The 24,832-nt window shown below is 62.1% G+C and carries 23 protein-coding genes; 13 read left to right on the top strand and 10 right to left on the bottom strand.

What is annotated here, in order from left to right; genetic code table 11:
• Positions 1 to 27: 27 nt before the first annotated feature.
• Genes relA through GQX66_RS02750 form a run of 3 tightly spaced genes read left to right on the top strand, consistent with a single transcriptional unit; the run spans position 28 to position 3,679 of the window.
• Positions 28 to 2,271, top strand: a complete 2,244-nt coding sequence (gene relA / locus GQX66_RS02740; protein WP_007957789.1) for a GTP diphosphokinase — start codon at positions 28 to 30, stop codon at positions 2,269 to 2,271.
• A gap of 5 nt (positions 2,272 to 2,276) precedes the next feature.
• Complete coding sequence (mazG, locus tag GQX66_RS02745) at positions 2,277 to 3,110, top strand: nucleoside triphosphate pyrophosphohydrolase (RefSeq protein ID WP_240866127.1); 834 nt, start codon at positions 2,277 to 2,279, stop codon at positions 3,108 to 3,110.
• A 26-nt stretch (positions 3,111 to 3,136) separates the two neighbouring features.
• Positions 3,137 to 3,679, top strand: coding sequence for a DUF2058 domain-containing protein (locus GQX66_RS02750; RefSeq protein ID WP_007957793.1), 543 nt, complete (start codon positions 3,137 to 3,139; stop codon positions 3,677 to 3,679).
• Positions 3,680 to 3,775: 96 nt separating this feature from the next.
• Here GQX66_RS02750 and GQX66_RS02755 read toward each other — a convergent pair whose 3' ends face one another.
• The 6 genes from GQX66_RS02755 to GQX66_RS02780 form a co-directional block, all read right to left on the bottom strand.
• Positions 3,776 to 3,964: a hypothetical protein gene (locus tag GQX66_RS02755; protein WP_039772867.1), complete on the bottom strand. Its 189-nt coding sequence runs from the start codon at positions 3,962 to 3,964 to the stop codon at positions 3,776 to 3,778.
• 278 nt (positions 3,965 to 4,242) lie between these two features.
• Positions 4,243 to 5,463, bottom strand: coding sequence for a beta-ketoacyl-ACP synthase I (fabB, locus tag GQX66_RS02760; protein WP_007957797.1), 1,221 nt, complete (start codon positions 5,461 to 5,463; stop codon positions 4,243 to 4,245).
• A gap of 11 nt (positions 5,464 to 5,474) precedes the next feature.
• Positions 5,475 to 5,990 (bottom strand): 3-hydroxyacyl-[acyl-carrier-protein] dehydratase FabA, encoded by a 516-nt coding sequence (gene fabA, locus GQX66_RS02765; RefSeq protein WP_003227150.1) that lies wholly within the window; start codon positions 5,988 to 5,990, stop codon positions 5,475 to 5,477.
• A gap of 247 nt (positions 5,991 to 6,237) precedes the next feature.
• Complete coding sequence (locus GQX66_RS02770) at positions 6,238 to 8,139, bottom strand: ATP-binding protein (RefSeq protein ID WP_129973968.1); 1,902 nt, start codon at positions 8,137 to 8,139, stop codon at positions 6,238 to 6,240.
• Positions 8,136 to 9,068 (bottom strand): ABC transporter substrate-binding protein, encoded by a 933-nt coding sequence (locus GQX66_RS02775; protein ID WP_102688133.1) that lies wholly within the window; start codon positions 9,066 to 9,068, stop codon positions 8,136 to 8,138. The genes GQX66_RS02770 and GQX66_RS02775 overlap by 4 nt, the downstream gene beginning before the upstream one ends.
• The gene (locus GQX66_RS02780; protein ID WP_240866110.1) at positions 9,069 to 11,192 is read right to left on the bottom strand and encodes a TonB-dependent receptor; all 2,124 of its coding nucleotides are present in this window, start codon (positions 11,190 to 11,192) and stop codon (positions 9,069 to 9,071) included.
• Between the two features lie 196 nt (positions 11,193 to 11,388).
• On the opposite strand from GQX66_RS02780, the gene GQX66_RS02785 reads away from it, so the two are divergent.
• The 9 genes from GQX66_RS02785 (at position 11,389) to GQX66_RS02825 (ending at position 19,261) form a co-directional block, all read left to right on the top strand.
• The gene (locus tag GQX66_RS02785; protein ID WP_129973971.1) at positions 11,389 to 12,414 is read left to right on the top strand and encodes an NAD(P)H-dependent glycerol-3-phosphate dehydrogenase; all 1,026 of its coding nucleotides are present in this window, start codon (positions 11,389 to 11,391) and stop codon (positions 12,412 to 12,414) included.
• Positions 12,415 to 12,432: 18 nt separating this feature from the next.
• Positions 12,433 to 12,780 carry a DUF4389 domain-containing protein gene (locus GQX66_RS02790; RefSeq protein ID WP_011335474.1) on the top strand — a complete coding sequence of 116 codons (348 nt, stop codon included), beginning with the start codon at positions 12,433 to 12,435 and terminating at the stop codon, positions 12,778 to 12,780.
• On the top strand, positions 12,777 to 13,229 hold the full coding sequence (sixA, locus tag GQX66_RS02795) for a phosphohistidine phosphatase SixA (protein ID WP_007957806.1): 453 nt from the start codon (positions 12,777 to 12,779) through the stop codon (positions 13,227 to 13,229). The genes GQX66_RS02790 and sixA overlap by 4 nt, the downstream gene beginning before the upstream one ends.
• 81 nt (positions 13,230 to 13,310) lie before the next feature.
• Positions 13,311 to 14,966: an AMP-binding protein gene (locus GQX66_RS02800; RefSeq protein WP_102717786.1), complete on the top strand. Its 1,656-nt coding sequence runs from the start codon at positions 13,311 to 13,313 to the stop codon at positions 14,964 to 14,966.
• 31 nt (positions 14,967 to 14,997) lie between these two features.
• Entirely contained in the window at positions 14,998 to 15,441 is a 444-nt protein-coding gene (locus GQX66_RS02805; protein ID WP_007957810.1) for a hotdog fold thioesterase, read from the top strand.
• A 118-nt stretch (positions 15,442 to 15,559) separates the two neighbouring features.
• A complete protein-coding gene (locus tag GQX66_RS02810; RefSeq protein WP_085745087.1) occupies positions 15,560 to 16,366 on the top strand; it encodes an alpha/beta hydrolase in 807 nt (268 codons plus the stop codon).
• The gene (locus GQX66_RS02815; RefSeq protein ID WP_240866113.1) at positions 16,363 to 17,217 is read left to right on the top strand and encodes an alpha/beta hydrolase; all 855 of its coding nucleotides are present in this window, start codon (positions 16,363 to 16,365) and stop codon (positions 17,215 to 17,217) included. The genes GQX66_RS02810 and GQX66_RS02815 overlap by 4 nt, the downstream gene beginning before the upstream one ends.
• Before the next feature lie 127 nt (positions 17,218 to 17,344).
• Positions 17,345 to 18,151 carry a DUF4892 domain-containing protein gene (locus GQX66_RS02820; protein WP_240866116.1) on the top strand — a complete coding sequence of 269 codons (807 nt, stop codon included), beginning with the start codon at positions 17,345 to 17,347 and terminating at the stop codon, positions 18,149 to 18,151.
• 69 nt (positions 18,152 to 18,220) lie between these two features.
• A complete protein-coding gene (locus GQX66_RS02825) occupies positions 18,221 to 19,261 on the top strand; it encodes an AI-2E family transporter (protein WP_011335470.1) in 1,041 nt (346 codons plus the stop codon).
• A 616-nt stretch (positions 19,262 to 19,877) separates the two neighbouring features.
• Here the strand turns inward: GQX66_RS02825 and GQX66_RS02830 are convergent.
• The 3 genes from GQX66_RS02830 to GQX66_RS02840 form a co-directional block, all read right to left on the bottom strand.
• Entirely contained in the window at positions 19,878 to 20,750 is an 873-nt protein-coding gene (locus tag GQX66_RS02830; RefSeq protein ID WP_240866119.1) for an EF-hand domain-containing protein, read from the bottom strand.
• 110 nt (positions 20,751 to 20,860) lie between these two features.
• Entirely contained in the window at positions 20,861 to 21,910 is a 1,050-nt protein-coding gene (locus GQX66_RS02835) for an ATP-binding protein (RefSeq protein WP_085745084.1), read from the bottom strand.
• A complete protein-coding gene (locus GQX66_RS02840) occupies positions 21,910 to 22,659 on the bottom strand; it encodes a response regulator (RefSeq protein WP_085607468.1) in 750 nt (249 codons plus the stop codon). The genes GQX66_RS02835 and GQX66_RS02840 overlap by 1 nt, the downstream gene beginning before the upstream one ends.
• Before the next feature lie 295 nt (positions 22,660 to 22,954).
• Here GQX66_RS02840 and pyrF point away from each other — a divergent pair, with 295 nt between their 5' ends.
• Positions 22,955 to 23,653 (top strand): orotidine-5'-phosphate decarboxylase, encoded by a 699-nt coding sequence (gene pyrF, locus GQX66_RS02845; RefSeq protein ID WP_176240461.1) that lies wholly within the window; start codon positions 22,955 to 22,957, stop codon positions 23,651 to 23,653.
• A gap of 52 nt (positions 23,654 to 23,705) precedes the next feature.
• Here pyrF and GQX66_RS02850 read toward each other — a convergent pair whose 3' ends face one another.
• Positions 23,706 to 24,710 carry an NADP-dependent oxidoreductase gene (locus tag GQX66_RS02850; RefSeq protein WP_129974350.1) on the bottom strand — a complete coding sequence of 335 codons (1,005 nt, stop codon included), beginning with the start codon at positions 24,708 to 24,710 and terminating at the stop codon, positions 23,706 to 23,708.
• Between the last annotated feature and the right edge of the window lie 122 nt (positions 24,711 to 24,832).

Here is a 24,832-nt window from a genome sequence, read left to right on the forward strand (position 1 = left end):
TCTGCGTCGTAGGGAAGGTAAAGCAAGATGGTACAGGTGAGAGCACACCAGCCGATCAACACTGACGGCAGTATCAATCTCGAGGCTTGGCTCGATCATGCGGTCAGTGTCGATCTGGCACTGGATCGCGAAGCCTTGAAAGAGGCCTGCGAGTACGCTCGCCAGGCCGAGCAACAATCCAATGCGGCGAAGAATCTCTGGTCCGAAGGCAGCGGCAGTTTCAGCACGGGCCTCGAGATCGCCGAGATCCTCGCCGACCTCAAGCTCGATCAGGATTCGCTGGTGGCTGCGGTTCTCTATCGCGGCGTGCGCGAAGGCCAGATCGAACTCGCGGCGGTCAGCCAGCGCTTCGGCCCGGTGGTCGCCAAGCTGATCGACGGCGTGCTGCGCATGGCGGCGATCAGTGCCAGCCTCAGCCCTCGCCAGTCGATGGTCCTCGGCACCCAGGGCCAAGTGGAAAACCTGCGCAAGATGCTGGTGGCGATGGTCGACGACGTGCGTGTCGCGCTGATCAAGCTCGCCGAACGCACCTGCGCGATCCGTGCGGTGAAAACCGCCGACGACGAAAAACGTAACCGGGTCGCCCGGGAAGTATTCGATATCTATGCGCCGCTCGCGCATCGACTCGGCATCGGTCATATCAAATGGGAACTGGAGGACTTGTCCTTCCGTTACCTGGAACCCGATCAGTACAAACAGATCGCCAAGCTGCTGCACGAGCGGCGGCTGGATCGCGAGCGTTTCATCGCCGACGTGATGACCCAGCTCAAGGACGAATTGCAGGCCACCGGCGTCGAAGCCGACATCAGCGGCCGGGCCAAACACATCTATTCGATCTGGCGCAAAATGCAGCGCAAGGGTCTGGAATTCAGCCAGATCTACGACGTGCGTGCGGTGCGCGTGCTGGTGCCGGAAATGCGCGACTGCTACACCGCGCTCGGCATCGTCCACACCCTGTGGCGGCACATCCCGAAAGAGTTCGACGACTACATCGCCAACCCGAAAGAGAACGGCTACCGCTCGTTGCACACGGCGGTGATCGGCCCGGAAGGCAAGGTGCTGGAGGTCCAGATCCGGACCCATTCGATGCACGAAGAGGCCGAGCTCGGCGTCTGCGCGCACTGGCGCTACAAGGGCACCGACGTCAAGTCCGGCTCGAACCACTACGAAGAGAAAATCTCCTGGCTGCGTCAGGTCCTCGAGTGGCACGAAGAGCTGGGCGACATCGGTGGTCTCGCCGAACAGCTGCGGGTCGATATCGAGCCGGACCGGGTCTACATCTTCACCCCGGACGGTCACGCCATCGACTTGCCGAAGGGCGCGACACCGCTGGACTTCGCCTACCGCGTGCACACCGAAATCGGGCACAACTGCCGTGGCGCGAAGATCAACGGGCGCATCGTTCCGCTCAACTACAGCCTGCAGACCGGCGAGCAGGTCGAGATCATCACCAGCAAGCACGGCACGCCGAGCCGTGACTGGCTGAACCCGAACCTCGGTTACGTCACCACGTCCCGGGCGCGGGCGAAGATCGTGCACTGGTTCAAGTTGCAGGCGCGCGACCAGAACGTCGCGGCGGGCAAGACCCTGCTCGAGCGCGAACTCAATCGTCTCGGTCTGCCGGCGGTGGATTTCGACAAGCTGGCCGACAAGGCCAACATGAAAACCGCCGAGGACATGTTCGCCGCCCTTGGCGCCGGCGACCTGCGTCTGGCGCAACTGGTGAATCTGGCGCAACAACTGGTCGAGCCGGAACGCGGCAACGAACAGCTGGAACTGATTCCGCGCAAGGCGACCGGCTACAAACCGGGCAAGCGCGGCGACATCCAGATCCAGGGTGTCGGCAACCTGATGACCCAGATGGCCGGCTGCTGCCAGCCGTTGCCGGGCGATGCGATCGTCGGCTACATCACCCAGGGCCGTGGCGTGAGCATTCACCGTCAGGACTGCGCCTCGGTGCTGCAACTGGCCGGGCGGGAGCCGGAGCGGATCATTCAGGTCAGCTGGGGCCCGGTGCCGGTGCTCACCTATCCGGTGGACATCGTCATCCGCGCCTACGACCGTTCCGGTCTGCTGCGTGACGTTTCGCAGGTGCTGCTCAACGAGCGGATCAACGTGCTGGCGGTCAACACCCGCTCGAACAAGGAGGACAACACCGCGCTGATGTCCCTGACCATCGAGATTCCGGGTCTGGACGCGCTGGGGCGGTTGCTGGGGCGGATTTCCCAGTTGCCGAACATCATCGAAACGCGGCGTAACCGGACTCCATGAAACCGATCTACAGCCTTGAAGACCTGCTGCACCTGATGAACCGTCTGCGCGACCCGCAGTACGGTTGCCCGTGGGACATCAAGCAGACTTACGCGACCATCGTCCCGCACACCCTTGAAGAGGCCTACGAAGTCGCCGACGCCATCGAGCGCGGCGACTTCGACCACCTGCAGGGCGAGTTGGGCGATCTGCTGTTTCAGGTGGTGTATTACAGCCAGCTGGCACGGGAGGAGGGGCGGTTCGAATTCGCCGGCGTGGTCGACAGCATTACCCGCAAGCTGATCCGTCGTCATCCGCACGTGTTCCCCACCGGCGATCTGTATGCGCCGCTGGACGTGCCGCGTCTGAACGAAGAGCAGGTCAAGCAGCGCTGGGAGGAGATCAAGGCCGAAGAACGCGCCGAGAAATCCGTCGAGCCGCAGCAACTGTCACTGCTCGACGATGTGCCGGCTGCGTTGCCGGCACTGTCCCGCTCGGCCAAGTTGCAGAAGCGCGCCGGGCAGGTCGGTTTCGACTGGCCGGATGCCTTGCCGGTGCTGGACAAGGTCCGTGAAGAGCTCGATGAAGTGCTCGAAGCCATGTCCGAAAATGACCCGCAAGCGGTGGCCGACGAGATCGGCGACCTGCTGTTTTCCGTGGTCAATCTGGCCCGGCACCTGAAGGTCGATCCGGAAAGCGCGTTGCGTGGCGCCAACGGCAAGTTCGAACGACGTTTCCGTTTTATCGAACAGGCATTGCGCGACACCCACCGACCCATGGAAGATTGCACCCTCGAAGAGTTGGACGCCCTGTGGGGCGAAGCCAAACGTCAGGAAAAGAATTTGCCCAGCTGCGGCTGAGCCGTTGCCCAAGTGAGTAAGCATCAATGAGCCTTTCCCTTCGCGACCAGTTGCTCAAAGCAGGGCTGGTCAACCAAAAGCAGGCCAAGCAGGTCAGCAAAGACAAACAGAAACAACAGCGTCTGGCCCACAAAGGCCAGATCGAACTGGACGACTCCCAGCAGCGTGCTGCCCAGGAAGCCCAGGCCGAGAAGGTCAAGCGCGACCAGGAGTTGAACCGTCAGCAGCAGGAGAAGGCGGAAGCCAAGGCCCGCGCCGCCCAGGTCAAGCAGTTGATCGAAGTCTCGCGTCTGCCGAAGCTGACGACCGAGGACTACTACAACTTCGTTGACGACAAAAAGGTCAAGCGCATCTCGGTCAACACGCTGATGCGCAACAAGCTCAGCAGCGGCTCGCTGGCGATCGTGCACCATGCTGGCGGTTACGAAGTGATTCCTCGTGAGGCGGCCCTGAAGATTCAGGAGCGCGATCCACAGCGCATCGTGCAGCTCAACGAGAAGGTCGAAGAGGTCAATGCCGAGGACGATCCGTACGCGGCCTATGTGATCCCTGATGATCTGATGTGGTAAGCGGGTTCCGCCGGGCTGCGAAGCGGCCCTGAAATCCCCAAAACGACAAACCCCGCTCATGGCGGGGTTTGTCGTTTTCAATGCTGTGGTTTTGCTTCAGGCGGATTTCCGATCCCGCTGCTGTTCCTGCAGTTCCAGTTCGGCCTTGTAGTTGTGGGCGTCGATCTCGTTGTGGAACATGCCGACCAGCAAGTCTTGTTGGTGCACATCCCAGATCCGTACGCCGGCGGCTACGCCTTCATGGGACATGTGTGAATCGTCGCGTTCAGTTACTTTTACAGTCATCTGCTAGCTCCAAATCTCAAGTTATCTGCAGCAAGGCGTGTGCAGGACTCTTTTATAGATTTTGTTAGCCTGCTAAGTAAACGCCCGATTTGTGCAATGTATTCTTGCGAAATCTGCAACAGCGCTGGAGCCCACTGAATCCGCGACATTCAGTCGCAGGGCGGTAAGTTGCATGACAAACGTTTCATCTTGGCGCCGCTGAAAATGCCTTTCTCCAGGCGAAAAAAAACGCCCCGAACCGGTCGGGGCGTTTTCATGTGCGGCTCAGCGGAAGGGAATTACTTGCCTTCCCAGCGCTTCAGCACGAGGGTGGCGTTGGTGCCACCGAAGCCGAAGCTGTTGCTCATCACGGTGTTGATGGTGGCGTTCTCGCGGGTCTTGGTCAGCACCGGCAGATCGGCCACTTCAGGGTCCAGTTCGTCGATGTTGGCGGAACCGGCGATGAAGTTGCCTTCCATCATCAGCATGCAGTAGATCGCTTCGTGAACGCCGGCGGCGCCCAGGGAGTGACCCGACAGGCTCTTGGTGGAGCTGATGGCCGGGGCCTTGTCGCCGAACACTTCACGCACGCCTTTCATTTCCGCAACGTCGCCGACCGGAGTCGAAGTGCCGTGGGTGTTCAGGTAGTCGATCGGGGTGTCGACGGTGGACAGCGCCTGCTGCATGCAGCGGATGGCGCCTTCGCCGCTTGGAGCCACCATGTCGTAGCCGTCGGAAGTCGCGCCGTAGCCAACGATTTCCGCGTAGATCTTCGCGCCACGGGCCAGAGCGTGTTCCAGCTCCTCGACCACTACCATGCCGCCACCGCCGGCGATGACGAAACCGTCACGGTCGGCGTCGTAGGCGCGGGAAGCTTGTTCCGGGGTGTCATTACGCTTGCTGGACAGGGCGCCCATCGCGTCGAACAGGAACGACTGGCTCCAGTGCTCTTCTTCACCGCCGCCGGCGAAAACGATGTCCTGCTTGCCCATCTGGATCTGTTCCATGGCGGTACCGATGCAGTGAGCACTGGTGGCGCAGGCAGATGCGATGGAGTAGTTCAGGCCCTTGATCTTGAACGGGGTGGCCAGGCAAGCCGAAACGGTGCTGCTCATGGTCCGCGTTACACGGTATGGGCCGACGCGCTTGACGCCTTTCTCGCGCAGGATGTCCAGCGCTTCCATCTGGTTCAGGGTCGACGCGCCGCCGGAACCTGCGATCAGGCCGGTACGCGGGTTGGACACCTGCTCTTCGGTCAGACCGGAGTCAGCGATGGCGTCTTTCATGGCCAGGTAGGCGTAAGCCGCTGCGTGGCCGACGAAGCGATAGATCTTGCGATCGATCAGCTCTTCAAGGTTGAGGTCGATGGAGCCGGAAACCTGGCTACGCAGACCCATTTCGGCGTATTCCGGGTTGAACCGGATGCCAGGGCGGCTTGCACGCAGGTTAGCGGAGACGGTCTCTTTGTCATTGCCCAGGCACGAAACGATGCCCAGACCAGTGATAACGACGCGGCGCATGCGAATAACCCTTAGAAGTTGTCAGTGGAGGTGAACACGCCGACGCGAAGGCCTTCGGCGGTGTAGATTTCGCGACCGTCGACAGTCACCGAACCGTCGGCAATGGCCAGGTTCAGCTTGCCCTTGAGGACGCGCTTGATATGAATGTTGTAGGTGACTTTCTTGGCGGTCGGCAGGACCTGGCCGAAGAATTTCACTTCGCCCGAACCCAGCGCACGGCCACGGCCCGGCAGGCCTTGCCAGCCTAGGAAGAAACCGACCAGTTGCCACATGGCGTCCAGACCCAGGCAGCCCGGCATCACCGGATCGCCTTCGAAGTGGCACGCGAAGAACCACAGGTCAGGGTTGATATCCAGCTCGGCGACCAATTCACCTTTGCCGTACTTGCCGCCTTCTTCGCTGATCAGGGTGATGCGATCCACCATCAGCATGTTAGGGGCGGGCAGTTGCGCGTTACCTGGGCCGAACAGCTCACCGCGACTGCAGCGCAGCAGGTCTTCCCGAGTAAAGGCGTTTTGTTTGGTCATGCGAGCTCCTCAATAATCCCATGCGGCAGGTGGGGCAAATCTTCCCGGCCGATCGACGCGTTCATGCCTCGAACCGGCAGCCTACTCATAGACTATTGCGTTGTGGTGAAAGTCACAGCACCAAGGACATGAATGTACACTTGTGCACTGAAATTTTTAATCAAGCCCCTTTTGAGGCTCGTTCGGGTGCCTAAGACTGCCGCACTTTCGCTTTTCACGCCAGTCGCAGATGCTCGAAAGGGCCCCGTTACTGCACCCATCGCTGCAGAATCTGCTGCAGATCATTGCGTTTGAATGGCTTGGCCAGGTAATCGTTCATCCCCGCCGACAAGCAGTTTTCGCGGTCGCCCTGCAACGCATTGGCGGTCAGGGCGATGATCGGCACATGGCCGCAGCCGGGCAGGCGGCGGATCTGTCGGGTTGCTTCGTAACCGTCAATCAGCGGCAAGCGGCAATCCATCAGGATCGCTTCGAAACGGTTGTCCCCGGCGCTGCGCACCGCCTGCACACCATCGGTGGCGACGCTGACGGTAAATCCCAGACTGCGCAACATCGCTTCGATCACCGTCTGGTTGACCGGGTTGTCCTCCACCAGCAGCACATTGCGTCCTTCGCCGTGACCGTCGCCGTTCAGTGTGCGCGGTGCCGCCAGCGCGGGCAGTGCCTGCTTATATAAAGCCAATGGTATTTCCAGAGTGAATACCGATCCGCGACCTTCTTCGCTCTGAGCGCGCAAGGTGCCGCCCATCCGTTCGGCGAGCGTGCGGGCAATCGGCAGGCCCAGGCCGGTGCCGCCATATCGACGGGAAATCGAACTGTCGGCCTGCTGGAACGCGTTGAACATCAGCTCCAGGCTCTCCGGCGAAATGCCGATGCCACTGTCACGCACCGCGCAGGTGAACCACAGCAACTCGTGATCCAGCGACTGCCACTGCGCCTCGATGCTGACGCGCCCCTGCTCGGTGAACTTCAGCGCATTGCCGACCAGGTTGACCAGAATCTGCCGGATCCGCGTCGGATCGCCCTGTACCTGCAAGTCGCGCATGTCTTCGGGAATCCGCAGTTGCAGGGCCAGCCCGCGTTGCGCCGCACTGTGCTGGAACGACTGGGCGCAGGCGCCGATCACTTCGGCGAGATTGAACGGAATGTGCTCGAGCTCCAGCTCCGAACGCTCGATGCGCGAGAAATCCAGAATGTCGTTGATCACCTTGAGCAAATGCTCGGTCGACTCGGAAGCCAGCGCCGCGTACTCGACCTGCTCCTCGGTCATGTCGGTGGTTTCCAGCAATTGCAGCATGCCCAGCACGCCGTTCATCGGCGTGCGCAGTTCATGGCTCATCATCGCCAGGAAATCCGATTTGGCATTGTTGGCTTTCTCCGCCTCTTCGCGGGTCTGGATCAGTTGCGCCATCGCCTGATGCTGCTCGCGGCTGGCCTGCTCCAGCGCCTGGGCCAGGTTGTTGATGTGCTGGGACAGGGCGCCCAGCTCGGTGTCATCGACAATCGGCAGTGGGGTCTTGTAATCGCCGTCCTGAATCGCCTTGACCGCATTGCCGATGTCGCGAATCGGCTGCGACAGACTACCGGCCAGCCGCCGCGCCAGGACGAACGTGAAGAGCAGAGCGAACAGCGCGAGAATCCCGGCCTTGAGCAAAATTTCCTGTTGGCGCTGACTGAACGCGTCATTCGACAGACCGACGATCACCCGTCCCAGATAGTCCTCGCTGGCCACGCCGGGGCTGCTCTTGCCGTCCTGGAAGAAATCGTTGTGCAAGGCGATGCGTTGCAGCCGTACGGGCGCCTGGAACACCTCGACCTGATGCGGACGATTGTGCGCATCCGCCGGTTGTTCAACGTACGCCAGAATCCGGTTGGCGCTGTCCTGCACTTCCAGAAACCGCACGTTCGGCGTGGCCAGCGTGGCCTTGAGCAGGCTTTCCAGCACTTCGTTGTTGCCGGAAATCACCCCGTATTCGGTGGCCGGTGCGAGCTGGTTGGCGATCAACTGGCCGGTGTGGTTCAGTTCCTGACGCAAATCCTGAATGCGCACGAAGGTGAAAAAGCTGATCAGCAGCAAGGTCAGCAACAGCGCAGGGCCCAGGCTGATCAACTGGGTGCGGGTGTTGATGTCCCAACGGCGGAAAATCATGGGCGGCGCTCTCCTTCGGCCAGTTCTGCGGCGACAGACGCTTCATTCATCGGTTCTATCCCTAAGGAACGAGCCACCTGCGCATTACTTGAGACTTTAAAACGCCCGGGATAGAGCGTGCGCGGCCAGGTGGCCGGTGGCCGGTCGAGCAATTCGTCGAGGACGGCCAGCCAGTCGTTCTGATCGCTGTAGGTGCTGGCCAGGCTGCCGGCGCGAACGAACGAGACATTCGGCCCGACCAACGCCAGTTGCCGAGAGTAACTGCTGAGCAACAGGTTCTTTGCGGTTTTCGGGTTGTACAGGTCGGGGTCGTCGAGGCCCAGCAGCACGTCGCTGTTTTTCAGCACCGTCTGCAAGGGGCGGCTGTCGTGGGTGTTGTCCCAGCGCTGCGGGACGATTTGCAGGTTCAGCGGCTGGGCGGCCGATTGCAGCTCCTTGAGCAGGAACTCGCTGTGCTGATCGAACAGCACGCCGACTCGCCCGGCCTGGGGCAGAATCCGGCGGATCAGTTGCAACTGACGGCTCAGCGGCGGATCGGCCCACAGCAGGCTCAAGTGGGGCGGTTGCGCGTCGCCGAAGCGTTGCCGGGCTTGCAGGCGGCTGATGCGCAGGACCAACGTCGCCGGGCCTTGGCTTTCCTGCATGCGCCAGTCGAGGCTTGGCAGATCCAGCAGAATCAGGCGCAGGCTCGACGGCAACTTGCCCGGCGCCGGCAAACTGGCCAGCGGCTGGAAATGCACGCGGTCGGTCGGGCGCAGTTCGCTCAGGGCCTGGACGAAGGACTGCACGCCGGGGCTTTCTTCGGCGCCGGTCAGCAAAATGTCGGCCGCCTGCACCGCCACGCCATGCAGCCATGCTGTCAGGAACAGACACAGCCCGGCCAGCCATTGGCCGAGCGTTGGCATCTTCCGTGACATGGCGTAGCGCATCTAGAACTCCAGCTCGGCGCTGAAATACACCACGCGGCGTTCGTCGTAATTGTTGTCGACGAAGGTGGTCGGCTCATGGTCGAGGCGTTGTTGCAGCACGCCGGCCAGTTGCAGCTGGGCCTTGCCCAAGGCGATGCGTTTGGCGATCCGGGTGTCGACCCGCTCGAAGCGGTAACCGTTGAGCGCGTTGTCACCGTAATAGAAGAGGGCGCTGTTCCAGCCGTGGCCCCAATCGCGCAGCCAGCCCGCCGAGCCGCTGTTGCGCGCGGTGAATTGCTGGTCCAGCGGATTGCTCGCCTCGGCGTCGACGAAGGCGTAGGTCAGGCGCAGGCGGTCGGCCGCACTCAGGCGCCAGTCCAGTTGCGTCTCGGTGCCGCGAAAGCGCGAATCGTTGGCGTTGCTGGCGATGTACTGATTGTTGCGCAGCGGCTCGCTGATCATCCCGGTGATTTCGTCGTAGAACAGCTTCACGTCCAGCGCCAGGCCCCATTCCGGGAAAAAGCCGTTGTAGCCCAGTTCCCGCGAGCGCATGTGTTCCTGGTCCAGATCGCCGGGGCCCCGGGTCTTGACAAAGTAGCGGGCCGAAGACTGGCCATAGGCGGCGGGCCGCAGGTTGGTCACCTGATAACTCCAGTTGACGTTGTTCTCGAACATGTCCGGCGAACGGATGGCTTCCGAATACACCGCGCGCAGGCTGTGGCGCGGATTGAACAGGTAGTTGACCGCAAACCGGGGCGTCAGCGAGCTGCCGATCAATTGCGTGTCTTCGAACATGGCGCCGCCCTGCAACAGCCAGTGTTCGCTGGCGCGCCATTCCAGCTGGCCGAAGGCGCGCCAGGTGGTGTCGTCCAGCGTGCCGTTGAAATAGGTCTCGGAATCGGCACGGTCGTAACGATAGTTCAGGCCGCTGACCAGACGCAGGCTATCGGACAGGCTGAGGGTGTCCTGCAACTCCAGGTCGTAGCGCGATTCCCGGGCACTCTGGTCGATGTCGCCGCACAGGGTCTGGCGCGCGCCGTTGCGCCACTGATCCAGCACCTGATTGGCCAGGGCCATTTCCTGCGGCGTGCCGGCGGGTGCGCCGGGGCCGGTGAACAGGGTCATGTTGCGGGCCAGGCGTTCGGTGTAGTTCGGGTTGAGTTGCCACAGCTCCGTGAGCTGCGGGCTGAACGACACCTCGGCGTCACAGGCGCGCCAGGTTTGCTGACGATCCCAGTGTTGTGCCGAGCCCTGCACATAAAGACTGTGATCGGGGTTGAGGTCCAGATTCCAGCGCACCGAACCGGCATAGTCCTTGGCAACCACGTCGGAATTGTTCCCGGCAGCCGTAATCCCGGAGAACACCGGACGGTAGGTATAGGGCCGTTGATTGGCCCCGTCCTTGGCGTTGATCTGCCAGTCCAGGCTCTGGTTGTCGCTCAGGGTCTGGCTGACGGCGAGGCTGAAGCGGTTCAAGCGGCGGCTGTCGCGGTAATCGGCGCCGGTGCGGTCGCTGTCGAAGCCGTCGTCTTCCTGGCCGGACAGAGAAAGACGCAAGTCGCCGCCATTCCAGCCGGTGCTCTGGCTGGCATAGAAGTCGTTGATGCCGCGTTGGCCGCGCGTCAGCTTCAGCCGCGTGCCGTGGCTGTCCGCCGGGTTACGGGTGATGATGTTGACCACTGCCATCAGCGCGTTGGCGCCGTAGCTGACGGTGTTCGGGCCGCGAAAGACTTCGATGCGCTCGATGTCTTCCATCGCCACCGGGATGTCGCTCCAGTCCACGGTCGCCAGACCGGCGCGGTACACCGAGCGGCCGTCGATCAGCACCTGCATGCGTCGGGCTTCAGTGGCGTTGGTTCCGTGATAGTTCACCACAGCTTGATTGCCGCTGATGTTGCCGACCATCATCCCCGGCACCAGCCGCAACAGTTCGCTGATGTCCCGGGCACCGCTGGCGGCGATCAGTTCGCTGTCCAGTACGGTCATGCTGCCCGGGACTTCCGCCGGCGACTGTTTCAGGCGCGTGGCGGTCAGGATCTGCGGCAAGGCCTCACTGTCGACAAACAGGTCGTCCGCCAGTAGCACCGGGCTGAACAGCAGCGCCAGCAGCAGGGACGAACGCGGGGAAGGGGGGCCAGAAAACACGACGCAGCCTTGATAGCAAAGAATTGGCGCGCATGTTAACCGAGCTCGACGACTTTTCCAGTCACGTTACAGGCATTTTCCTCGGTTTTATTGGTCTTCTTCCTACATGTGCGGGTAATTGACGCCGGGGCTGTCCGAGAAGGGGACGCTCCGTATAATGCCGGCATCGCCACTGGTATGGATTAACGGATTACATATGACTGAACAGCGCCCGATTGCGGTCCTGGGAGGCGGAAGTTTCGGTACCGCCGTGGCCAATCTGTTGGCCGAGAACGGCCATCAAGTCCGGCAGTGGATGCGTGACCCCGAACAGGCCGAGGCCATCCGGGTCAATCGCGAGAACCCGCGTTACCTCAAAGGCATCAAGATTCTGCCGGGCGTGACCGCGGTCACCGACCTGCAGGAAACCCTCGACGCCTGCGATTTGTGTTTCGTCGCGTTGCCGTCCAGCGCGCTGCGCACGGTTTTGGCGCCTCATGCCGAGCGCCTGAGCGGCAAGATGCTGGTCAGCCTGACTAAGGGCATCGAAGCCCACACCTTCAAACTGATGAGCCAGATTCTCGAAGAGATCGCCCCGCAGGCACGTATCGGCGTGCTGTCCGGGCCGAACCTTGCGCGGGAAATCGCCGAGCACGCGCTGACTGCCACCGTGGTTGCCAGTGAAGACGAAGAACTCTGCAAAGCCGTGCAGGCCGCGTTGCATGGCCGCACTTTCCGCGTCTACGCCAGCGCCGACCGTTTCGGCGTGGAATTGGGCGGCGCACTGAAAAACGTCTACGCGATCATCGCCGGCATGGCGGTGGCGCTGGAAATGGGCGAGAACACCAAGAGCATGCTGATCACCCGCGCCCTGGCCGAGATGACCCGGTTTGCGGTGAATCAGGGGGCGAACCCTATGACCTTCCTCGGTCTGGCCGGGGTCGGCGATCTGATCGTCACCTGCTCGTCGCCGAAAAGCCGCAACTACCAGGTCGGTTTCGCCCTTGGTCAGGGCTTGAGCCTCGACGAAGCGGTGTCGCGCCTGGGTGAAGTGGCCGAAGGGGTCAATACCCTGAAAGTGCTCAAGGCCAAGGCTCAGGAGGTTGGCGTCTACATGCCGCTGGTCGCCGGACTGCATGCAATCCTCTTCGAAGGGCGCACGCTTGAGCAGGTGATCGGTCTGCTGATGCGCGCCGAGCCGAAAACCGATGTCGACTTTATTTCCACCAGTGGTTTCAACTGATTCAGCAGGGAGCAGGCCATGAACGATCCGAAAACCGAAGCCAAATATGAATCCATCCTCCTGCGGGTGTTGTGGATGATTGTTTACATCCTGGTCTGGCAGGTGGCGCAGTTCATCCTCGGCGCGGTGGTGCTGGTGCAGTTGATCTATCGTTTGATCTATGGCGCCCCGAGCGCCAGCCTGATGAATTTCGGCGACAGCCTGAGCCAGTTTCTGGCGCAGATCGGCCGTTTCGGCAGCTTCCACAGCGACCAGAAACCCTGGCCGTTCGCCGACTGGCCGGCGCCGCGTACGCCGGAAGGTGAAGCGCCACACGTTGTCGCGCCGGCACCGCATCCGGTCCGGGATGAGGAACCCAAGCTATGAAACTCTGGGTATTGCGTCACGGTGAGGCCGAGCCTTATGGCTCGCGCCCCGACTCCGAGCGGGAACTGACCGCCCACGGTCGCAAGGAAGTGTTGAGCAGCGCGGCCCGCTTGATGGGCCAGCCGCTGACCGCCATTTACGCCAGCCCGTACTTGCGGGCGCAGCAGACCGCGCAACTGGTGCGCGAAGCTCTGGGCTTCGAGCCGGAGATCCGCACGGTCGAGTGGCTGACCCCGGAAGTTGACCCGGACCGCGTTGCCGAACAACTGGTGTCGGTGAGCAACGTGCTGCTGGTCAGCCATAACCCGTTGGTGGGAAACCTGCTCAGCTACCTGCAACACGGTGCGGGCTACCCACCGGAAAAGGTCAGCACCGCCGGGCTCGCCGAACTCGAACACAGCGAGCTACTGATCGGTTCGATGACGCTCAACAGCCTTAAACATCCCTGAAATTTTTTGTACGAAATAGTCAACCAAGCACTTGCTTGGTTGACTACGCTTGCTCCAGACCAAAAAACAGGAGCGAGTCGAATGTCTTCCGCCTTCCGTTTGCCGCTGGACGTGTTTTACGAACGCGAGGCCCGGCACCCGCGTCAGCGTTTTCTGGTGCAGCCGATTGGCGGCGGGCAGGTCGAGACACTGACCTGGGCCGACGTCGGCCATCAGGCCCGCTGCGCCGCGCACTGGCTGCGCTCCCGGGAATTGCCGCAAGGCAGCCACATCGCCCTGATCTCGAAAAACTGCGCGCACTGGATCATCGCTGATCTGGCGATCTGGATGGCCGGGCATGTCTCGGTGCCGCTCTATCCGAACCTCACCGCCGAATCGGTGAATCAGGTGCTCACCCACTCGGAAAGCGTGCTGGCGTTCATTGGCAAGCTCGATGACTGGCCGGGCATGTCGCCAGGTGTGCCAGCCGGCCTGACCACCGTCAGCTTGCCGCTGCATCCGCCGGGCACGTTCGATTTCAACTGGGATGACCTGCAACGCAGCTCGCCGATCCAGGACGATCCGCGTCCCGCCGCCGAGCAACTGGCGACGATCATTTACACCTCCGGCACCACCGGCCTGCCCAAGGGCGTGATGCACAGCTTCGCCAATCTCGGGTTCGCGACGACGCGCGGCACGCAGCTGTTCGGACTCAATGAGCACGACCGGCTGCTGTCGTATCTGCCGCTGTGTCATGTCGCCGAGCGGATGTTTGTCGAACTGGCGTCGATCTATACCGGGCAGACTGTGTTTTTCGCCGAGAGCCTCGACACCTTTCTCGCCGATCTCAAGCGGGCGCGGCCGACGGCGATGTTCGGGGTGCCGCGGATCTGGACCAAGTTCCAGATGGGCGTCTACAGCAAGATCCCGGCAAAACGTCTGGATTTCCTGCTCGGTCTGCCCTTTATCGGCAAACGGATCGGCCACAAGGTATTGGCGGGGTTGGGGCTGGATGCGTTGCGCGTGGCGCTGTCCGGTGCGGCGCCGGTGCCGCTGACCCTGTTGCGCTGGTATCAGAAACTCGGGCTCGACGTGCTGGAGGTCTACGGCATGACCGAAAGCTGCGGGTATTCGCACATCTGCCTGCCGGGGCAATACAAGGAAGGCTGGATCGGCCGGCCATGCCCCGACGTGGAAGTGCGGATCGATGAGTCCGGCGAAGTGCAGGTGCGCAGCCAGGCGAACATGCTCGGCTATTTCAAGGAACCGCAGAAAACCGCCGAGACCCTCACCGAAGACGGCTTCCTGCGCACCGGCGACAAGGGCGAACAGGACGCCGAAGGGCGCTTGCGCCTGACCGGGCGGCTCAAGGAAATCTTCAAGACCAGCAAGGGCAAGTACGTCGCCCCGGCGCCGATCGAAAATCGGCTGGCGGTGCATTCGCGGATCGAACAAGTCTGCGTGGTCGGCGATGGCCTGAGTGCGCCGCTGGGGTTGTGCGTGCTCTCGGCGGTGGGCCGGGAAGAGCCCCGCGCGCCGCTGCATTCGAGCCTGGAAAAACTGCTGGAGGAGGTCAACGCCGTGCTCGACAAGCACGAGCGCCTGCGTCGGCTGGTAGTGGTCAAGGACAGCTGGGCGGTGGAGAACGGCTTCCTCACGCCGACCCTGAAGATCAAACGCAACATCATCGAAGACACCTACGGAGCACGTTTCGAAGAATGGAGCGAGCGCAGCGAGGCGGTGCTGTGGCAGGATTGAGCGTCGATCAAAACAACAAAGGAAGCCTGCGATGACCTTGTGGCGCACCACTCCGAACATCGAGCAGTTGAACGCAATCCAGAAAAACACCATCGGCGAAGTGCTGGACATCCGCTTCGAGTCCTTCGACGAAGAATCCCTGACGGCCAGCATGGTCATCGACCATCGCACCCATCAGCCTTACGGCCTGCTGCACGGCGGCGCCTCGGTGGTGCTGGCGGAAACGGTCGGCTCGATGGCCAGTTACCTGTGCATCGACGCCAGCAAGTTCTATTGCGTCGGCCTGGAAATCAACGCCAACCACTTGCGCGGCCTGCGCAGCGGACGAGTGACGGCGGTGGCCAAACCGATCCACATCGGCCGCACCACCCACGTCTGGGATATCCGCCTGACCAGCGATGAAGGCAAGGCCAGTTGTGTGTCGCGCTTGACCATGGCAGTGGTGCCGCTGGGAGAACAACCGCCGGCGCGTTGATGGCCGAAGCGTCATAGCCCTGACCGGACTGTCATCATTCCTGGCAGTTACGGTCATTGCTGAAGGACGCGGTCTTACGGACAATCAACGCCTGTTTTCCGCTCATGGATTTGCCGGTATGTCGCAACCGATCTTCTTCGCCCACGCCAACGGTTTCCCTTCGGGCACCTACGGCAAACTGTTCGCGGCGCTGGCGCCCGAGTACCGGGTCGCGCATCTGGAACAACATGCCCATGACCCGCGTTTCCCGGCGGGTGACAACTGGTATCACCTGGTCGACGAACTCATCCATCACCTGCAACAGCAAGATGAACCGGTGTGGGGCGTCGGCCATTCCTTCGGCGGCATGTTGCATTTGCACGCTGCACTGCGTTGCCCTGAACTGTATCGGGGCGTGGTGATGCTCGACTCGCCGGTGCTGACCCGCACCGATCAATGGGTGATCCGCGCCGCCAAGCGCTTTGGTTTCATCGACAAACTGACTCCGGCCGGTCGCACGCTGGGACGCCGCGAAGAGTTTGCCGATCTGGACAGCGCCCGAGGTTATTTTGCCGGCAAAACCCTGTTCCGCAGCTTTGATCCGGAATGTTTCGATGCCTACTTGCAGCACGGCCTGCACAAGGTCGGCGACAAGTTGCGCCTGCGCTTCGATCCTGCGACCGAGATCAGCATCTATCGCGGCGTGCCGCACACCAGTCCTGCGCATACCCGGCAATTGAAAGTGCCGCTGGCGGTGGTACGTGGACACAAGAGCCGCGTGGTGATGAACCACCACACCCGCTTCGTCGGACGCCTGCCTCAGGGCGAGGCGCTGACCGTGCCCGGCGGGCACATGTTTCCGCTTGAGCGCCCGCAGGACACCGCGCAATTACTGAAAAACCTGTTCGATCGCTGGGAGCGCCGGCAAGACAAGGATTGCGCATGAACCCCGGCGTCGAAGAAGTGCGCCTGAGCCTGCCGCATATCGAACTGGCAGCGCACCTGTTCGGCCCGGAAGACGGGTTACCGGTGATCGCCCTTCACGGCTGGCTGGATAACGCCAACAGCTTCGCGCGCCTGGCGCCGAAGCTCAAAGGCTTGCGTATCGTGGCGCTGGACATGGCCGGTCACGGGCATTCCGGGCATCGTCCGAACGGCGCCGGTTACGCATTGTGGGATTACGCCCATGATGTGCTGCAGGTCGCCGAGCAACTGGGCTGGAAACGTTTCGGGTTGCTCGGGCATTCCATGGGCGCCATTGTTTCGCTGGTGTTGGCCGGGTCGTTGCCCGAACGCATCACCCATCTGGCGTTGATCGACGGGGTGATTCCTCCTACCGACAAAGGCGAAAATGCCGCCGAGCGCATGGGCATGGCCTTACAGGCGCAGCTCGATCTTCGGGAAAAGCGCAAACCGGTCTACAACACCCTCGACCGGGCGATCGAAGCGCGGATGAAAGGGCTGGTGGCGGTCAGTCGCGAAGCCGCCGAACTGCTGGCGCAACGCGGACTGATGCCGGTGCCCGGTGGGTACACTTGGCGCACCGACAACCGCCTGACTTTGCCTTCGCCGCTGCGTCTGACCCAGGAACAGGCAATGGCTTTCGTGCAGCGCATTGCCTGCCCTGCGCAGTTGGTGGTCGCCGCCGACGGCATGCTGGCCAAACATCCGGAGCTGCTGGAGCGTCTACCCTTTGACCGGGAACAGCTGCCGGGCGGGCACCATCTGCACCTTAACAATGAGGCCGGGGCCGACCTTGTCGCAGACTGTTTCAATCGGTTCTTCGCCATTCCTTGACTTGCTCCCGGCAACTGTCGAGGCTGGGCAGGTTGAAATGGGAGACAACCAAGATGGATTTCTACACCGCTGCGACTTCGAACTGCCCTCAAGGCACCCTGGCCATGCCCCTGCGATGAGCCTGTCCATGCGATCTATCAGTCTGCTGGCGCTGTGCTGTTTCAGTCCCTTTCTATTCGCTGCCGACCTGCCGGGCAGTCAGGACCTGCCGATCGTGCCGCGTCTGGCCGATGCGCAGATCGTCGACTATCGCCCTGCCGTGGAGCTGGAGCGGATCTACCCGCTCGGCTCGATCCGCAAGATCAGCGGCCAGTTGCGTTTTGACGGCCAGGTCAGTGCCCGGGGGCAAACCACCTCGGTGACCTACGAATTGCCGCCGGAACATTCCGCCACCGAAGCCTTCACTCTCGCTCGCGAAGCCCTGCAAAAACAGGACGCCCAGCTGTTGTTCTGGTGCCAGGCCCGGGATTGCGGCGAGAGCAGCCTGTGGGCCAATGAGGTGTTCGGCAACGCCAAGCTGTACGGTGCCGACGAGCAGCAGGCCTATCTGCTGCTGAGGTTCGCGGCCCCGCGCGACAACACGCTGGTGGCGCTGTACAGCATCACCCGCGGCAATCGCAAAGCTTATCTGCACGTTGAACAGTTTGAAGCACTGGCACCGCTCGGTGAGCTGCTGCCGACCTCGGCCACGCTGTTGCGGGAACTGAAAAGCACCGGCGAACTGGATTTTCCAAAACTGGCCGGCGATCCGGATGACACCTGGCTGCGCTTGCTGTCCCGTGGCTTGAACCTCGACACCACGTTGCGGGTGACGGTGTCCGGACCCAAGGCCGAGGCCTGGCGGCAGGCGCTGATCGGGCAGGGCGTGCGCGCCGCGCGAATGGAAACCGGCAGTGTCGATGGCGAAGGTCTGCGCATCGATCTGTTGCGATAAGGTGTCTTTGGCGGACACGCTCGACGTGTTCGCCTACTCTTTGCCTGACTGATTTTTTCGAGATTTCTCATGCCCAATAATGATCGTCTGCTGGTGCAGATCCTGTTGCTGGTGCTGTTTGGTGCCAGTTTCTGGGTGATGGCGCCGTTCTGGTCGGCGCTGTTCTGGGGCGCGGTGCTGGCGTTTGCCAGCTGGCCGCTGATGCGCTTGCTGACGCGCTGGCTCAATGGCCGGGAATCCCTCGCGGCGCTGTTGCTGACCATGGGCTGGATGTTGCTCGTGGCGGGGCCGCTGGTGTGGCTGGGTTTTAACCTGGCCGATCACGTGCGCGATGCCACGGCGTTCATCAAGGATGTGCAGGTCGACGGACTGCCCGAAGCGCCGAGCTGGCTGGGCGGCGTGCCGTTGGTGGGCGAACGGCTGGTGGGGATCTGGAACAGCATCGATCAGCAGGGCGCGGCCCTGATGGTGACTGTAAAACCTTATCTGGGGCAGGTCGGCAACTGGTTGCTGGCGCGCAGTGCGCAGATCGGCAGCGGGATTCTCGAGCTGACCCTGAGCATTGTCTTCGTATTCTTTTTCTACCGTGACGGGCCGCGACTGGCGGCGTTCGTGCACAGTCTGCTGGAACGCCTGATCGGTGATCGGGCCGGGTACTACATCGATCTGGTGGCCGGTACGGTGCAGCGGGTGGTCAACGGGGTGATCGGTACGGCGGCGGCGCAAGCGGTGCTGGCGCTGATCGGGTTCCTGATTGCGGGGGTGCCGGGGGCGCTGGTGCTGGGGATCGTGACGTTCCTGCTCAGTCTGATTCCGATGGGGCCGCCGCTGGTGTGGATTCCGGCCACGGCTTGGCTGGCCTGGAAGGGTGAGTACGGGATGGCGGTGTTTCTCGGGATCTGGGGGACGTTCATCATCAGTGGCGTGGATAACGTGCTCAAGCCGTATCTGATCAGCCGGGGTGGGAATCTGCCGTTGGTGATTGTGTTGCTTGGGGTGTTTGGCGGGTTGATTGCGTTTGGGTTTATCGGGTTGTTTATTGGGCCTACGCTTTTGGCTGTTGCTTATAGTTTGTTGACGGATTGGAGTAAGAGTCAGGCTCGGGTTTGAGGCTTTTGACTTGGCGGCCTTTGGGCCGACCAGGCTCTTTGGGATTGGGTGAATATCCGTTTCTTCGGGTGTTGCCGCTGGCGGTTTCGCTTTTACAGCGACTCCCTTTGGCAAACGCCCCAAAGGAAGCAAAGGTCTTGGCCCCTGCGTTCGGCGCCTCGCTGTGGCTCGGCGTTCCTTCGCTCCGGGATTCATCCGGGGGCATCGCCTACGGTTTGCTTCGCTGCACCTCCTCTCGATGCATGCGGCTGCGCCGCACGGTCGCTGCGCCGCACGGTCGCTGCGCTCCCACCCCCGGATAAATCCCTCCACTCAGCCTTCCGATGGGGCCGGCACGTCAAAAGCGGTACTCGAGCTAACGCTCATTGTGTTGAGTGGTGGGAGGCCAAAGCCAAAGCAGGAGTGGGATTGTATGTGCTTTAAACCTGAGTTCACCTCGGTATCTCACGTCGGCGTATCTCTCCAAACACCTCGGTCAGTCCCCTCTCCCTCCGGGAGAGGGCTAGGGTGAGGGCAGCTTTTGATGACACACCACAGAGCCAAAGCAAACCACTCACCCAGCCAACCCTGATTGCTCCTCAGATCTCTGCCCGAGAGCGATCCTCTTCACCCAATCTCAAGTCGCCACATTCAAATACTTGCCCACCGACGCGGTGCTTTCTAGCGAGTACTGCTTGCTCAGATTGGCAATCATGCGGTTCAGCGCTTCGGTTGTGGTTTGAGTACTGCTGGCAGTTTGTTCGTTATCCGGGCGCTCACGACCTGCATGCAGTGCAGCTTTCAGTTCATCGCTGCTGACGCCTCCACTGCTGTCACTGTCCAGCACTTTGAGCAGGGCGGCGGCGTTGTCGGTGTTGTTCGATAAGGTGCTGTCGCTGGCATGCAACGCACTGCTCAACTCGGTGGCGGTGACGCTGCCATCGCCGTCTGCATCGAGCTGGCTGAAGAGTTCGTCGCTGGAGGCTTGCGGTGGTGGGGGTGGCGGTGGTGGGGGTGGCGGTGGGGTGAGGCTGGCGGCGAGTTCGTCCTGGCTGACGACGCCGTCTTCGTTTTTGTCCAGGGCGGAGAAGATTTTGCTGCTGTCGGCGGTGCTGCCGGCGCTGGTCAGGCCGTTGCTCAGTTCGTCGCTGCTGATGGCGCCGTCGCCGTCGGCGTCGAGGGCGCTGATCAGGGCGTCGGCGAGTTCGGTGTTGGGGGCCTGGTCTCCCGGTGGTGGCGGGGGTGGGGCCATGGCGGTCATTTCTTCGGCGCTGAGGCTGCCGCTGGCGTCGCTGTTCAGATCGCCGAATTGTTTGCTCAGGCTGACCAGCAGGCCGTCGTTGGACTTTTGTGACAGGGCGCTACCCAGTTCGTCCTGATCCACCGCGCCGTCGCCGTTGCTGTCGAGTTTGGCGAACAGTTCCTTTTGCAGTTGCTGGCTGCGGGCGTTTTGGGTGGAGGTGCTGCTGGTGCTGGTATAGCTCGTGTAGTTGCTGACGCTACCGATCATCGGGCTCACTCCTTGGACTGGAAAACCGGTGGGTGTACCGGCTTATGCAGCCTCCAGTCGCAAGGTGTCGTGGGTATGTGAAGTTTGTACCGGTCGGTACACAGTCAGGCTCAGTGGCGGGGCAGCTGGATCACGGCGGTCAGGCCGCCGCCGGGTGTTTCTGCCAGGGTCAGTTGTCCGCCCTGACGTTGCGCCGCTTCCCGGGCGATGGTCATGCCCAGACCGACGCCGCCGGAGTTGCGGTTGCGTGAGCCTTCGAGGCGGAAGAACGGCTCGAATACGGCTTCGCGCTTGTCCGCCGCGATGCCCGGGCCGTGGTCGATGACGCGGATCAGCAGCTGTTCGCGTTGGTCCTGCAGTTCGATGTGCGCTTGGCCGGCGTAGCGCAGGGCGTTGTCCATCAGGTTGTTGATGCATGAGCGCAGTGCCATCGGTTGCACCTGCAAGGGGGCACAGTGGCCGCTGACCTGCACGTCGGCGCCTTGATCCTGGGCGTTTTCGCACAGTGATTCGACCAGCGCCTGCACGTCCATCAACTGCAAGGCTTCGCTGGTGCGCTGTTCGTGCAGGTAGGTGAGGGTGGCGTCGAGCATGCCGATCATGTCGTCCAAATCCTGGCGCATCTGGCCTTGCAGCTTGTCGTCGTTGATGTTTTCCAGGCGCAGTTTCAGCCGTGACAGCGGGGTGCGCAGGTCGTGGGAGACGGCGCCGAGCATTCGTGCGCGTTGCTGCACCTGTTCGCGGATGCGGTGTTGCATCAGGTTGAACGTGTGTGCGGCCTGTCGGGCTTCCCGCGGGCCGGTTTCGTCCAGTGGTGGGCTGTCGAGGTCTTCGCTCAGGCGCTCGGCCGCATCGCTCAGACGCTGGATCGGTCGGGTCAGCAGCTTGGCGCCGTACCAGGCGGCGATGATCAGCGAGATGAACTGGAAGGTCAGCGGCACGATCGGCCCGCCGAACCAGGGGCGCGGTGGACGGGGCGGGTAGCGTGGATCCTGAGCCGGCTGTTGACCGTCGAGGTTTTGCGAGAACTCCGGCGGCGGTGGCGGGGGCGGTGGGCCGTAGAGGCGGAACCAGGCGAAGGCCAGCAGGTGCGCCAGGACAATCGCCACCAACAGCATGCCAAACAGGCGGCCGAACAGCGTGTCGAAGCGCGCTCGCATCAGCCAATGTCCCGGGCGTCGAACAGGTAGCCTTCACCCCGTACGGTCTTGATCAGTTGCGGGGCTTTCGGGTCGTCGCCGAGTTTTTGCCGCAGACGCGATACCAGCAGGTCGATGCTGCGGTCGAAGGCTTCGATCGAGCGGCCACGGGCGGCGTCCAGCAACTGTTCGCGGCTGAGCACCCGGCGCGGACGTTCGATGAATACCCAGAGCAGGCGGAACTCGGCGTTGGACAGCGGCACCACCAGCCCGTCGTCGGCGATCAACTGGCGCAGCACGCTGTTCAGGCGCCAGTTGTCGAAGCGAATGTTCGCACGCTGTTCGGTGCGGTCGTCGCGCACCCGACGCAGAATCGTCTGGATCCGCGCCACCAGTTCCCGTGGTTCGAACGGTTTGGCCATGTAGTCATCGGCGCCCAGTTCCAGGCCGATGATCCGGTCGGTGGGTTCGCAGCGGGCGGTGAGCATCAGGATCGGGATGTCGGACTCCGCGCGCAGCCAGCGGCACAGCGACAGACCGTCTTCGCCGGGCAGCATAAGGTCGAGCACCACCACGTCGAAATGCTCGGCCTGCATCGCCTGGCGCATGGCCGCACCGTCGGTGACGCCGCTGGCGTGAATGTTGAAGCGGGCCAGGTAGTCGATCATCAGTTCGCGGATCGGCACGTCATCGTCGACGATCAGGGCACGGATGCTCCAGCGCTTGTCGTCTTTCTGCTCGTCGTTCACGGAGGCTTGGGAGTTGTGCATGAGGCTGTTCATCTGCCAGTAGGCCGCCAACCACAAAGATAGGCTGCGAGGTTGTGGTTTCAGCATAGGCGTCCGGCCGTGAGGCGGGAAGGGCTGCTGTAAGGACTTGTTGCGGCTGGCGAGGCTAGCGCGGGCGCATGTTGCCGGCGTGTCGGTTGTGTATCGGGTTCGACACAATACCCTGCAAGGCTATGCTGATCACGGTTGGCGCGACGATTTACCGATCATCGGGTGCCGCGCCGCCGCCGGTTCCGCTACAATGCGCGCCGATTTCGACTTGCCTGAGAGCCCATCCATGTCCGCCTGCCAGACTCCTATCATCGTCGCCCTGGATTTCCCTACCCGTGACGCCGCACTGAAGCTGGCCGACCAGTTGGACCCGAAACTGTGCCGGGTCAAAGTGGGCAAGGAACTGTTCACCAGCTGCGCCGCGGAAATCGTCGGCACCCTGCGTGACAAGGGTTTTGAAGTATTCCTCGACCTGAAATTCCACGACATTCCCAACACCACGGCGATGGCGGTCAAGGCTGCGGCCGAGATGGGCGTGTGGATGGTCAACGTTCACTGCTCCGGCGGCCTGCGCATGATGGCGGCCTGCCGTGAAGAACTGGACAAGCGCAGCGGCCCGCAGCCGTTGCTGATTGGCGTGACCGTGCTGACCAGCATGGAGCGTGAGGATCTGGCAGGTATCGGTCTGGACATCGAGCCGCAGGAGCAGGTGCTGCGTCTGGCGGCACTGGCCGAGAAGGCCGGGATGGACGGTCTGGTGTGCTCGGCGCTGGAAGCCACCGCGCTGAAAACCGCGCACCCGTCGCTGCAACTGGTGACCCCGGGGATCCGTCCGGCGGGCAGTGCGCAGGACGACCAGCGTCGCATCCTGACCCCGCGTCAGGCGCTGGATGCCGGCTCCGACTATCTGGTGATCGGCCGTCCGATCAGCCAGGCGGTGGATCCGGCCAAGGCCCTGGCCTCGGTGGTTGCCGAACTGGCCTGAGCGAACAGCTGAAGCATCAAAGAAGGGAGCCCGATGGCTCCCTTCTTTGTTTTCAGACCTTCAACACCAGTTTGCCGAAGTTCTCGCCGCTGAACAGTTTGCCCAGGGTTTCCGGGAAGGTTTCCAGGCCTTCGACGATGTCTTCCTTGCTCTTGAGCTGACCCTTGGCCATCCAGCCGGCCATTTCCTGGGCGGCAGTGGCGTACTGCGCGGCGTAATCCATCACCACGAAGCCTTCCATCCGCGCGCGGTTGACCAGCAGCGACAAGTAGTTGGCCGGGCCTTTGACCGCTTCCTTGTTGTTGTACTGGCTGATCGCGCCGCAGATCACCACACGCGCCTTGAAGTTCAGACGGCTCAGCACCGCGTCGAGGATGTCGCCGCCGACGTTGTCGAAATACACGTCCACGCCTTTCGGGCATTCGCGCTTGAGGCCGGCGAGCACGTCTTCGCTTTTGTAGTCGATGGCGCCGTCGAAGCCCAGTTCATCGATCAGGAATTTGCACTTGTCCGCGCCGCCGGCGATGCCGACCACCCGGCATCCTTTGATTTTGGCGATCTGCCCGGCGATGCTGCCGACAGCGCCCGCTGCACCGGACAACACCACGGTGTCGCCGGCCTTCGGTGCGCCGACATCGAGCAGGGCGAAGTAGGCGGTCATGCCGGTCATGCCCAGTGCGGACAGATAAACCGGCAGCGGTGCCAGTTTCGGATCGACCTTGTAGAAACCTTTTGGCTCGCCAAGGAAATAATCCTGCACGCCAATGGCACCGTTGACGTAGTCGCCGACGGCGAACCCCGGATTGTTCGACGCGACTACTTTGCCTACGCCCAGCGCGCGCATGACTTCGCCCAGACCTACCGGTGGAATGTAGGATTTGCCTTCATTCATCCAGCCGCGCATGGCCGGGTCGAGGGACAGGTATTCGTTCTTGACCAGAATCTGCCCCGCCGCCGGCTCGCCGACCGGTAATTCCTGATAGGTGAAGGTCTCGCGGGTGGCGGCGCCCACCGGGCGTTTGGCGAGCAGGAACTGGCGATTGGTCTGGTTGGTCATGACAGGCACTCGAATTGAATGAAGCCTTGTTGATAGACCTTCATGGGCGATGCCGCAAGGTTGGCTCATGGGGCGAATGCAGGTTGATCCAGTTCGGTGATAGTCCCCGGCTGGGTTTCATC

This window comes from Pseudomonas sp. B707 (assembly GCF_022496685.1).
Taxonomy (GTDB): Bacteria; Pseudomonadota; Gammaproteobacteria; order Pseudomonadales; family Pseudomonadaceae; genus Aquipseudomonas; species Aquipseudomonas paraglycinae.